Raw genomic sequence first — 12125 nt, 5'->3', positions numbered from 1 at the left:
ACGTCCCCTCCTTGCCTTACATTTTAGCATATCTAAGCGCTTTCTTTGAACAATATCAAATTGTTTATATTGTTGTAATTTTCTAACTTCTAAGCAATTTATATTTTAAACTTCTCCGTGCTCTGATATTATGAATAGAAAACAGTGATGGAGGCGCGAACATGAGTATTAGAAATATCGCATCAGCTAAACTCCCGGAGATGGTTTTACACAGACGCCATATGCACATGCATCCGGAAGTATCATTTAAAGAAAAAGAAACTTATAAATTTATTTTGGATAAACTGACACAGCATCCGGAATTAAATATTCGTGAGCACGTCGGAAAAAATGATGACAACGAAGGTGCAGGTATCGTTGCATCAATTGGCGACGGCAGACCTCACATTGCCGTGCGTGCTGATTTTGATGCACTGCCGATTGAAGATCAAAAAGAAGTCCCTTATAAATCCCAAAATCCGGGGGCTATGCACGCTTGCGGTCACGATGGTCATACGAGTACCCTTTTAGGTTTAGTGGACGCTGTAGTGGCTAATAAGGCTAATTTAAAAGGGACTGTATCCTTTATCTTCCAATACGGGGAAGAAGAACAGCCTGGAGGTGCTAAAGCGATGACAGATGACGGCGCCCTTGAAGGTGTCGATAAAGTTTACGGCCAGCATTACTGGAGCCAGTTCCCGACTCATGAAGTCCAGACTAAACCAGGGGCGATGATTGCAAGCCCGGACGGATTCTACATCACTATTCAGGGCTCAGGCGGCCATGCGGCGTATCCTGATGCAACAGTGGATCCAATCGTCGTCGCAGCCGAGCTGATTACCAATCTTCAGACTGCCGTATCGAGACAAATTTCCCCAATAGAAAATGCAGTAGTGACCGTCGGCAGCGTTCAAGGCGGCGACGCTTTTAATGTTATCCCTGACACTGTAAGAATCGTCGGCACAGTCCGTACCTTTAAGCAAGAAGTTAAAGAGAAAATATATGAAATATTTAAAAATGAAGTCGAGTATACAACTAAAAAACGCGGTGCTTCAGCTGATATGAAATACACATTCGGCTACCCCGCTGTCATTAATCACGATGCGGAAGCTGAAGTAATTGCAGAAGCTGCAAAAGAGCTTGGCCTGCCGTACAAAGAAGCTGATCCTTTAATGATCGGTGAAGATTTTTCGTATTATATTTTAAATAAACCCGGTGCTTTCTTCTATACTGGTTCCGGCAATGAAAATAAGAAGACAACACCTGCTCACCATACAGATATGTTCGATCTCGATGAAGATGCACTTGAAACTGCCTTAATGATGTTCATGAAAATTCTTGAAAAAGAATCGGTGATAACATGGACCTAAAAGAGATTGAAGCTTCTGTAAATCAGCATTACAGCGAGATGGTGCAAATTCGCCGCCACCTCCATATGTATCCTGAACTTTCATTTAAAGAGGTGCATACACCTGCTTATATTGCGGACTATTTACGCGAGCTCTCTATCGACGTCAAAGAGGGCGTCGGCGGACGCGGTGTCGTCGGCAGGCTGATTGTCGATGAATCACTGCCAACCGTTGCTCTAAGAGCAGACTTCGATGCCCTGCCGATTCAGGACTTGAAAGACACGCCGTATAAATCAACCGTCCCAGGTGTGATGCATGCCTGCGGTCACGATGCACATACGGCAGTCGTACTTACCGCTGCAAAAATATTAAGCGGCATGAAAGATAAATTAAAAGGCAATATCGTCTTTATACATCAGCATGCTGAAGAAGTCGATCCCGGCGGCGCTATACAAATGATTGCTGACGGCTGTCTCGACGATGTCGATGCGATATTCGGCCAGCACGTTTCAACGTCTCTCGATGTTGGTACAATCGGTTATAAATACGGTACAGCGACCGGTATTCCCGATGACTTTACAGTAGTCATCAAAGGACGCGGCGGACACGCCTCACGTCCCCACAATACAATTGATCCTGTGGCAGCAGGAATCGCTCTATGCAATCAGCTGCAGTACGCTGTAACCAGGAGGACCAATGCCATGGACTCCGTCGTTTTATCAATTACGATGTTCAACGCCGGCAACCAGCATAATGTCATCCCTGATGAAGTCACAATCGGCGGCACCATCCGGACGTTCAATCACGACATGCAGGAAACGATGATCAATGAACTGAATCGCACACTCGAAGGACTGGTCACGACTACAGGAATTTCCTACGATCTCGATTATATGAGAGGCTATCCGCCTGTCGTTAACGATGATGCCATGACTGATATTGTGGTTGGCAGTGCAGAGAAAATGCCTTCAGTCACTCAGACAGAAAGACTCGATCCGGACCTCGGCGGAGAAGATTTTTCATATTATCTTCAGCGCGTCCCGGGAACATTCTTTTATACAGGTGTTAGAAATTCGAGTTTTAAAGCAGATTTCCCGCATCATCATGCCCACTTTGATATAGACGAAAAAGGGATGATTAACGCAGTCAGCGTAATGCTGGAGTCTGTATTTACCTATTTAGAAAAGGAGTCCCGATGATGGATATAAAACAACTTATAAATGAGAATTTTGATTCTATGGTAGAGATGAGAAGATATATGCATCAGCATCCTGAAGTTTCTTTCCAGGAAGAAAATACAAAACGGTGGATCTACAGCCAGATTAAAGATCTCGGTCTTGATATTAGACAGGATGTTGGCGGTAACGGTATTGTCGCCCGTCTCCAGGTCAATGATAATTTTAAAACTGTTGCATTGAGAGCAGACTTCGATGCCCTGCCGATTAATGATGAAAAAGATGTACCGTATAAATCGAAAACTCCCGGTGTGATGCATGCCTGTGGACATGATGCACATACCGCAATGCTGATTACGATTGCTAAAATTTTATCAGCACATAAAGATGAATTACCCGTCAATGTTGTGTTTTTACATCAGCATGCAGAGGAATTGCTGCCGGGCGGTGCTCAGGCAATGATTGCTGACGGTGCGCTCGATGATGTAGATTATGTAGTCGGTACTCATGTTTCTACTAAGTTCCCAGTCGGAACGATTAAATACAACTACGATACTATGTATGCCAATGCAGACTCATTTAAAATTACAGTTCACGGTCTCGGCGGCCACGGTGCGACGCCCCAAGTGACCCATGATCCAATCGTCGCTTCGGCATCATTAATCCAGCAAATTCAGTCAATCGTGTCGCGTTCAGTCAGCCCTTTGGACTCGGCAGTTGTGACCATCGGTGCTTATAATGCCGGAACTGTATTTAACGTCATCCCGGGCAAAGCTGAAATTAAAGGTACTTTTAGAACATATACTAAAGAGGTCAGAGAAATTGTAGCGAAACGCCTTGAACAAATCTGTCTCGGTATCAGTGCCAGTTTCAATGTTAATGCAGATCTCGAAGTCATGTACGGCTATCCTTCGTTGAAAAATAATCACGATTTGCTCGACTACGTTATGGATAACGTTCGGGGGGACGCCGCATTTGTATCAGATGTAGAGGAAGTGGGTCCAGCGATGGGCGGAGAAGATTTCTCATATTTCGCCGAGGAAAAACCCGGCTGTTATTTCTATACAGGCGTGAGAAACAGCGATAAGAAGGCTGACAGCCCTCATCATCACCCGATGTTTGATATCGATGAAGATGGCATGAAGAGCGGTGTTGAAACACTTCTAAAAACTGTTTTATACTTCGATAAAAATAAATAAAAAAAGAAGGCTGAGATTTTAAAATCTCAGCCTTCTTTTTATTGAAAGTTGTATCAGTACAAAATATTATTTTGTAATTTCAGTTACAACGCCTGATCCTACAGTACGTCCACCTTCGCGGATTGAGAAACGAGTACCGTCTTCAATAGCGATTGGTGAAATAAGTTCTACTGTCATTTCAACGTTGTCACCAGGCATTACCATTTCAGTTCCTTCTGGTAAGTTAACTACACCAGTCACGTCAGTTGTACGGAAGTAGAACTGTGGACGGTAGTTAGTGAAGAATGGAGTGTGACGTCCACCCTCTTCTTTTGAAAGAACATAAACTTCAGCTTTGAAGTTTGTGTGTGGTGTAATTGAACCTGGAGCAGCTAAAACCTGTCCGCGCTGAATGTCTTCACGTGAAACCCCACGTAAAAGAGCACCGATGTTGTCACCAGCTTCAGCATAGTCAAGAAGCTTACGGAACATTTCTACACCTGTAACAGTTGTTTTCTTAGACTCAGTGATACCGATGATTTCGATTTCTTCACCGACTTTAACTTGTCCACGCTCAACACGTCCTGTAGCAACTGTACCACGGCCAGTGATTGAGAATACGTCCTCAACAGGCATCATGAATGGTTTGTCAGAATCGCGTTCTGGAGTAGGAATGTACTCATCAACAGCGTTCATAAGGTCAAGAATTTTTTGTTCGTACTCTGCGTCGCCTTCAAGAGCTTTAAGAGCTGAACCAGCAATTACAGGAAGATCGTCGCCAGGGAAGTCATATTCAGAAAGTAATTCACGAACTTCCATTTCAACTAATTCAAGTAATTCTTCGTCGTCTACCATGTCAACTTTGTTTAAGAATACAACAAGTGCAGGTACACCTACGTTACGTGAAAGCAGGATGTGCTCACGAGTTTGTGGCATTGGGCCATCAGCAGCAGATACTACTAAGATAGCGCCGTCCATTTGTGCAGCACCAGTGATCATGTTTTTAACATAGTCAGCGTGTCCTGGGCAGTCAACGTGTGCATAGTGACGTGATTCAGTTTCGTACTCGATGTGAGACGTGTTAATTGTAATACCACGCTCTTTTTCTTCTGGTGCGTTATCAACCATGTCATAGCTTTGTGCTTCGCCGCCGCCATGTTTAGATAATACAGTTGCGATAGCAGCTGTTAAAGTTGTTTTACCGTGGTCAACGTGACCAATAGTACCAATGTTGGCATGTGTTTTTGAACGGTCAAATTTTTCTTTACCCATTGTAAAATACCTCTCCTTATATAGAACATTATTTTTTATTTAAAACTCGAGAGCGGGGTAAACCCGCCTCGAAGTCTTTCTTACAACACTTATAAAGCATTTACTTCAAAAAATCAAGTATATGAATTAAGCACCTGTATTTTTCTTGATGATTTCTTCAGAAACTGATTTAGGAACTTCTTCATAGTGGTCGAATACCATTGTATAAGTACCGCGGCCTTGAGTGTTTGAACGTAATGATGTTGCATATCCGAACATTTCAGAAAGTGGAACGAAAGCGTTAACGACTTGAGCGTTACCGCGAGCATTCATACCTTCTACACGTCCGCGGCGACTTGTTACGTCACCCATGATATCACCTAAATATTCTTCAGGCATTACGATTTCAACTTTCATCATCGGCTCTAAAAGAACAGCTTTACATACTTTTGCTGCTTCTTTCAGTGCAAGTGATGCTGCAACTTTAAACGCCATCTCAGATGAATCGACATCGTGATATGATCCGTCGTAAAGTTTAGCCTTAACGTCAACTAATGGATAGCCGGCTAATACACCGTTTTCCATAGAATCTTTAAGTCCTGCTTCTACTGAAGGAATATATTCACGTGGAACTACCCCGCCGACAATTGCGTTTTCGAATTCGAAACCGCCACCTTGTTCGTTTGGAGTAAATTCAATGTGAACATCACCGAACTGACCGCGACCACCCGATTGACGAGCAAATTTACCTTGTACCTTAGCTGGTACAGTAAATGTTTCACGGTAAGATACCATTGGCGCACCAACGTTACATTCAACTTTGAATTCACGTTTCATACGGTCAACTAGTACGTCTAAGTGAAGTTCACCCATACCGCCGATAATAACCTGTCCAGTTTCCTGGTCAGTACGTGCAGTAAATGTCGGGTCTTCTTCTTGCAGTTTAACAAGTGCAGTCGTCAGTTTATCCTGGTCACCTTTAGATTTCGGCTCAACCGATAAGTGAATAACCGGTTCAGGGAATTCCATAGATTCAAGAATAATATCAAGTTTTTCCTGAGTAAGCGTATCGCCGGTACCAGTGTCTTTAAGACCTACTGCAGCAGCGATATCTCCTGAATAAACAGTTGAGATTTCTTCACGTGAGTTGGCGTGCATCTGTAAGATACGGCCGACACGTTCACGCTTGTTTTTAGTAGTATTCTTAACGTAAGAACCAGCATCAAGTGTACCAGAGTACACGCGGAAGAAAGTAAGTTTACCAACGAATGGATCTGTCATTACTTTAAACGCTAATGCTGCAAACGGTTCAGAATCATCTGGTTTTGCAATATATTCTTCTTCTTCATTGTCGACTTTATGACCGACGATCGGTTTAACGTCTAATGGTGAAGGCAGATATTCTACTACTGCATTTAACAGTAATTGAACACCTTTGTTTTTAAATGCTGTACCGCAGAGTGCCGGATAGAATTCAACGTCACAAGTCGCTTTACGAATTGCAGCTTTTAATTCTTCGACAGGAATGTCTTCTCCACCGAGGTATTTTTCCATAATGTCTTCATTGACATCAGCTAAACCTTCGATAAGAGCTTCTCTTCCTTCTAAAGCTCTGTCCATGTGTTCTTCAGGGATATCAACTGTTTCAATATCCGTTCCGAGGTCATTACTGTAAAGGTGAGCTTTCATTTCTACAAGGTCAATGATACCTGAGAAGCTGTCTTCAGCACCAATTGGTAATTGAATCGGGTGTGTATTTGCTTGTAAACGGTCTCTGATTGTGCCTACAGAATACTGGAAGTCTGCACCAATCTTGTCCATTTTGTTTACAAATACGAGTCTTGGAACACCGTATGTTGTCGCTTGACGCCATACTGTTTCCGTTTGCGGCTCAACACCTGATTGTGCATCAAGTACTGTTACCGCACTATCAAGTACACGAAGTGAACGTTCAACTTCAACTGTGAAGTCTACGTGTCCTGGTGTATCGATAATGTTTACACGGTGGCCGTCCCACTGAGCTGTTGTCGCAGCAGATGTGATCGTGATTCCACGTTCCTGCTCCTGCTCCATCCAGTCCATTTGTGAAGCACCTTCGTGTGTTTCACCAAGTTTGTGGATACGTCCTGTGTAATAAAGAATACGTTCAGTCGTCGTAGTTTTACCTGCATCGATGTGTGCCATGATACCGATATTACGAGTGTTTTCTAATGAGAATGGTCTTGCCATGAGTATTCTTTGCTCCTTCCAGGTATGGATTAGATATATATACTAAAAGAGATTGCATCCTACCAGCGGTAGTGTGCAAATGCTCTGTTAGCTTCAGCCATTTTATGACTTTCTTCGCGTTTCTTAACTGCTCCACCTGTGTTGTTTGCAGCATCAAGAATTTCGTTAGCTAATCTTTCTTCCATTGTCTTTTCCCCACGCAGACGTGCGTAGTTCACAAGCCAACGTAGGCTTAGAGTAGTACGGCGTTCTGGACGAACTTCAACCGGTACTTGGTAGTTTGACCCACCAACACGGCGTGCTTTAACCTCAAGAAGTGGCATAATGTTTTCAATCGCTTCGTCAAAAACCTCCATAGCATCTTTACCAGAACGTTCTTGTACTAGATCAAATGCGTTATAAAGAATTTTTTGCGAAGTTCCTCGTTTACCGTCGATCATCATTTTGTTGATGAGTTTAGTCACAAGTTTAGAGTTGTGAATCGGATCCGGTAAAACATCTCTTTTAGGTACTGGACCTTTACGTGGCATAATTATCCTCCTTCCAATTTTTATTTTATCATTTTTTAAATGTCTTTTCGCATCTAAAGTGACGAATTATTACTTGTCGCCTTTAGGCTTTTTAGCACCGTAATGTGAACGGCTTTGTTTACGGCCTTCAACACCTGAAGTATCAAGCGCACCACGTACTACGTGATAGCGTACCCCCGGTAAGTCTTTAACACGTCCTCCGCGGATAAGTACAACACTGTGTTCTTGCAGGTTGTGCCCAATTCCAGGAATATACGCGTTAACTTCAATGTTATTTGATAATCTCACACGTGCATATTTACGTAAAGCAGAGTTTGGTTTTTTAGGAGTCATAGTACCTACACGTGTACAAACACCGCGTTTTTGTGGCGCAGCGTCAGTCGTAACGCGTTTCTTAAGACTGTTAAAACCTCTGTTTAATGCAGGAGAGTCAGATTTTTGTGATTTAGTACTGCGTGATTTTCTGATTAACTGATTAATTGTTGGCATAATCGAATGTCCTCCTCTCTTATTCTTAATCCACACATCCAGGTGGTTCATTTTTAGAGTATAAAAAATCTGTAAGATATAAATCTTACAAAATACACTTTGTCTCCTTTACTAATACGCACAAAGCGCCTCATAAAGTAACCTTAATAATAATACCATTATGCCAAGTCGAGTGTCAAGCGTTCCCGGCAAAAAAACTATTGCTGTACTGACGTAATTAAAAATATAAGCCGCCCCTTTCGGGACGGCTTTTGCATCCGTATTTGACCCATCAATACGATGCTGTTTTGCTGATTCAGTCCTTTGAAATTAGTCTTCTAAAAGAACGACTTCATCTTCCGGCACTGCATTTTCAGCTACATCTATTTCTACATCTTTATAATTTGTCATTCCCGTACCTGCAGGAATCAGTTTACCGATAATAACGTTCTCTTTAAGTCCGAGAAGATCATCGCGCTTACCTTTAATCGCTGCATCAGTCAGGACACGTGTTGTTTCCTGGAAGCTGGCTGCTGATAAGAAACTTTCAGTTTCCAGAGATGCTTTCGTAATACCAAGCAGAACCGGTTTTGCAGTTGCCGGACGTTTTCTCTGTTTGAATATCTCTTTGTTTGCATCTGTGAAAGTATGAATTTCTACTAAAGCACCCGGTAATAATGACGTATCGCCGGCATCGATAATGCGTACTTTACGCAGCATTTGACGAACCATAACCTCAACGTGTTTATCACCGATTTCTACCCCTTGCATGCGGTATACTTTCTGTACTTCTTTCAGCAGGTATTCCTGTGTCGTATTTAAACCAGCAACTTGAAGCAGCTGTTTCGGTTCGATTGAACCTTCATTCAATACTTCACCAGGACCGACTTTATCACCAATTTCAACGAGCAGGCGTGCAGCTCCCGGCACCATGTAAGTGCGCGTTTCCTGTTCACCTTTAACTTTAACTTCCTGCTGGCGGTCTTTAACGACTTCAATATCCGTTACCGTACCGTGAATTTCTGAAATTTGCGCCTGCCCTTTTGGATTACGCGCTTCAAATAATTCCTGGATACGCGGCAGACCTTGTGTAATATCGCTACCTGCTACACCACCTGTGTGGAATGTACGCATTGTAAGCTGTGTACCTGGTTCACCAATTGATTGAGCGGCAATGGTACCCACTGCTTCGCCGACTTCAACTTTTTCACCAGTCGCAAGGTTTTTACCATAGCAGCGTTCACATACACCGTGACGTGTATTACATGTAAATGCTGAACGGATATATACTTCTTCAATTCCGCTGTTTACAATCTCTTTAGCAATATCCGGAGTAATTAATTCATTGCTGCCGATAATTACTTCATCGCTTTCAGGATGTCTTACAGTTTCCTTAACATAACGGCCTTCTAGACGGTCGATCAGCGGCTCTATCAGTTCTGAACCTTCTGTCAGCGCTGATACAAGCAGACCTTTATCAGTACCGCAATCTTCTTCGCGAACGATAACGTCCTGAGCAACGTCAACAAGACGGCGTGTCAGGTAACCGGAGTCAGCAGTTTTCAGTGCAGTATCGGCAAGACCTTTACGCGCACCGTGAGTAGAGATAAAGTACTCGAGTACTGTCAGACCTTCACGGAAGCTTGATTTAATCGGCAGCTCGATAATTTCACCTGACGGGTTCGCCATCAGTCCGCGCATACCTGCAAGCTGTGTAAAGTTTGATGCGTTACCGCGGGCACCTGAATCACTCATCATGAAGATTGGGTTTAGACGATCTAATGAGGCCATCAGTTTGTCCTGAATAATATCTTTAGATTTTGTCCAAAGTTCAATAACTGCATTGTAACGTTCTTCTTCGGTAATTAAACCGCGTGAGAATTGTTTCTGAACTTTTTCAACTTTTTCTTCAGTTTCATCGATGATTACTTGTTTTTCAGGAAGTACAACGATATCTGAAACTCCTACAGTAATACCCGCTTTCGCTGAGTATTTAAAGCCGAGATCTTTCATAAGGTCAAGCATGACAGATGTTTCTGTAATGTGGAACTTATTGAAGACTTCTGCGATAACCTGTCCAAGGAATTTCTTGTTAAACGGATCAACAAGCGGCATTTCCTGTATTTTTCCGCGTAAACCATCTTCACCTAAATCTTCAGCATCAATGAAGTATTTATTTGGTGTTTTACGTTCTAAGTTTTCTTTTGTCGGCTCATTCAGATAAGGGAATGATGGCGGCATAATCTCGTTAAAGATAACCTTGCCGACAGTCGTCATCAGAATTTTACCTGTATTTTCTTCCGATACTTTTTCTGTCGAAAGCACTTGTGTGTGCATACCAATTCTTGTATGAAGTGACACATAACCATTCTGGTATGCCATAACTACTTCATCGATACTCTTGAAGATATGACCTTCATTCTTCATGTCTTCGCGCTCAAGTGTTAAGTAGTAGTTCCCGAGGACCATATCCTGAGACGGTGTAACTACCGGCTTACCATCTTTAGGGTTAAGAATGTTTTGAGCAGCGAGCATCAGCATGCGGGCTTCAGCCTGTGCTTCTTTAGATAGAGGTACGTGAACAGCCATCTGGTCACCGTCAAAGTCAGCGTTATATGCTGTTGTAACTAACGGGTGAAGACGGATTGCACGGCCTTCAACTAATGTAGCTTCGAATGCCTGGATACCGAGTCGGTGAAGCGTTGGTGCACGGTTTAACAGTACAGGGTGTTCTGAAATAACATCTTCCAGCACGTCCCACACTTCGTTCTCCAAGCGCTCGATTTTACCTTTGGCATTTTTAATGTTTGTTGCTAAATCACGTGATACAAGTTCTTTCATAACGAAAGGCTTGAACAGTTCCAGCGCCATTTCTTTAGGCAGTCCGCACTGATACATCTTCAGTCCAGGTCCAACGACGATTACTGAACGGCCAGAATAGTCAACACGTTTACCGAGTAAGTTCTGACGGAAACGTCCTTGTTTACCTTTCAGCATATGAGACAGTGATTTAAGCGGACGGTTACCTGGTCCTGTAACAGGACGGCCGCGACGGCCGTTATCGATCAGTGCATCTACAGCTTCCTGCAGCATGCGCTTCTCATTTTGAACAATGATTCCAGGTGCGCCTAAATCCAGAAGACGTTTCAGACGGTTATTACGATTAATTACACGACGGTATAAGTCGTTCATATCACTTGTTGCAAAACGGCCGCCGTCTAATTGAACCATCGGACGGATTTCCGGCGGTATAATCGGCAGTACATCGAGGATCATCCAAGATGGATCGTTGCCTGAGTGACGGAACGCTTCAACGACTTCAAGACGTTTGATTGCACGTGTTAAACGTTGTCCTGTAGCTGTTTCCAGTTCTTTTCTCAGCATTTCCAACTCAGAATTCAAATCGACTTGCTGAAGTAATTCTTTAATTGCTTCAGCACCCATTTTAGCTGTGAAAGTATTGCCGAATTTATCGTAATACTCGCGGTATTCACGTTCGCTCAGCAGCTGTTTAGGTTCAAGACCTGTAGGTCCCGGCTTGATTACAGCATAAGAAGCGAAGTAAATAATTTCTTCCAGTGAACGCGGTGACATATCTAAAAGCAGACCCATGCGTGAAGGGATGCCTTTAAAGTACCAGATGTGAGTTACAGGGGCAGCAAGTTCAATGTGCCCCATTCTTTCGCGTCTAACTTTAGCGCGTGTAACTTCAACACCGCAGCGGTCACAAACCATTCCTTTATATCTGACACGTTTGTATTTACCGCAGCTGCATTCCCAGTCTTTTGTCGGTCCGAAAATTTTCTCGCAGAATAAACCGTCACGTTCCGGTTTTAAAGTTCTGTAGTTAATCGTTTCCGGTTTCTTAACTTCTCCGAAAGACCATGAACGAATTTTTTCCGGTGACGCTAAACCAATTTTCATATATTTGAATCTATTAACATCTATCAATGAGCTTTCCTCCCT

General features: G+C 43.0%; 8 protein-coding genes. 3 read left to right on the top strand and 5 right to left on the bottom strand.

What is annotated here, in order from left to right; all coding sequences use genetic code 11:
- Nucleotides 1-161: 161 nt before the first annotated feature.
- The 3 genes from IEU81_RS08845 to IEU81_RS08835 are packed head-to-tail and all read left to right on the top strand — an operon-like array spanning nt 162 to nt 3702.
- Complete coding sequence (locus tag IEU81_RS08845; RefSeq protein ID WP_186089302.1) at nt 162-1349, top strand: amidohydrolase; 1188 nt, start codon at nt 162-164, stop codon at nt 1347-1349.
- Nucleotides 1340-2527 (top strand): amidohydrolase, encoded by a 1188-nt coding sequence (locus IEU81_RS08840; protein ID WP_092597966.1) that lies wholly within the window; start codon nt 1340-1342, stop codon nt 2525-2527. The genes IEU81_RS08845 and IEU81_RS08840 overlap by 10 nt, the downstream gene beginning before the upstream one ends.
- Nucleotides 2527-3702, top strand: coding sequence for a M20 metallopeptidase family protein (locus tag IEU81_RS08835; RefSeq protein ID WP_231957216.1), 1176 nt, complete (start codon nt 2527-2529; stop codon nt 3700-3702). The genes IEU81_RS08840 and IEU81_RS08835 overlap by 1 nt, the downstream gene beginning before the upstream one ends.
- 66 nt (nt 3703-3768) lie before the next feature.
- On the opposite strand, the gene tuf is transcribed toward IEU81_RS08835, so the two are convergent.
- The 5 genes from tuf to rpoC all read right to left on the bottom strand — a co-directional run bounded on the left by tuf (nt 3769) and on the right by rpoC (nt 12110).
- Entirely contained in the window at nt 3769-4953 is a 1185-nt protein-coding gene (gene tuf / locus IEU81_RS08830) for an elongation factor Tu (protein WP_092597972.1), read from the bottom strand.
- A gap of 126 nt (nt 4954-5079) precedes the next feature.
- Complete coding sequence (gene fusA / locus IEU81_RS08825) at nt 5080-7161, bottom strand: elongation factor G (protein WP_092597975.1); 2082 nt, start codon at nt 7159-7161, stop codon at nt 5080-5082.
- 59 nt (nt 7162-7220) lie between these two features.
- The gene (gene rpsG / locus IEU81_RS08820) at nt 7221-7691 is read right to left on the bottom strand and encodes a 30S ribosomal protein S7 (RefSeq protein ID WP_026860143.1); all 471 of its coding nucleotides are present in this window, start codon (nt 7689-7691) and stop codon (nt 7221-7223) included.
- 69 nt (nt 7692-7760) lie between these two features.
- Nucleotides 7761-8180: a 30S ribosomal protein S12 gene (gene rpsL / locus IEU81_RS08815; RefSeq protein ID WP_186089304.1), complete on the bottom strand. Its 420-nt coding sequence runs from the start codon at nt 8178-8180 to the stop codon at nt 7761-7763.
- Between the two features lie 309 nt (nt 8181-8489).
- Nucleotides 8490-12110 (bottom strand): DNA-directed RNA polymerase subunit beta', encoded by a 3621-nt coding sequence (gene rpoC, locus IEU81_RS08810; protein WP_186089306.1) that lies wholly within the window; start codon nt 12108-12110, stop codon nt 8490-8492.
- Between the last annotated feature and the right edge of the window lie 15 nt (nt 12111-12125).

Origin of the sequence: Jeotgalicoccus aerolatus, from assembly GCF_014635205.1 — a bacterium.
In the GTDB taxonomy this organism is placed as follows: Bacteria; Bacillota; Bacilli; order Staphylococcales; family Salinicoccaceae; genus Jeotgalicoccus; species Jeotgalicoccus aerolatus.
This window is presented reverse-complemented; position numbering and strand designations above follow the sequence as displayed.

Excerpts from the sequence above, each read along its gene's own strand:
- IEU81_RS08845 (WP_186089302.1), top strand. The coding sequence starts at position 162 with ATGAGTATTAGAAATATCGCATCAGCTAAACTCCCGGAGATGGTTTTA.
- IEU81_RS08840 (WP_092597966.1), top strand. The coding sequence starts at position 1,340 with ATGGACCTAAAAGAGATTGAAGCTTCTGTAAATCAGCATTACAGCGAG.
- IEU81_RS08835 (WP_231957216.1), top strand. The coding sequence starts at position 2,527 with ATGGATATAAAACAACTTATAAATGAGAATTTTGATTCTATGGTAGAG.
- tuf (WP_092597972.1), bottom strand. The coding sequence starts at position 4,953 with ATGGGTAAAGAAAAATTTGACCGTTCAAAAACACATGCCAACATTGGT.
- fusA (WP_092597975.1), bottom strand. The coding sequence starts at position 7,161 with ATGGCAAGACCATTCTCATTAGAAAACACTCGTAATATCGGTATCATG.
- rpsG (WP_026860143.1), bottom strand. The coding sequence starts at position 7,691 with ATGCCACGTAAAGGTCCAGTACCTAAAAGAGATGTTTTACCGGATCCG.
- rpsL (WP_186089304.1), bottom strand. The coding sequence starts at position 8,180 with ATGCCAACAATTAATCAGTTAATCAGAAAATCACGCAGTACTAAATCA.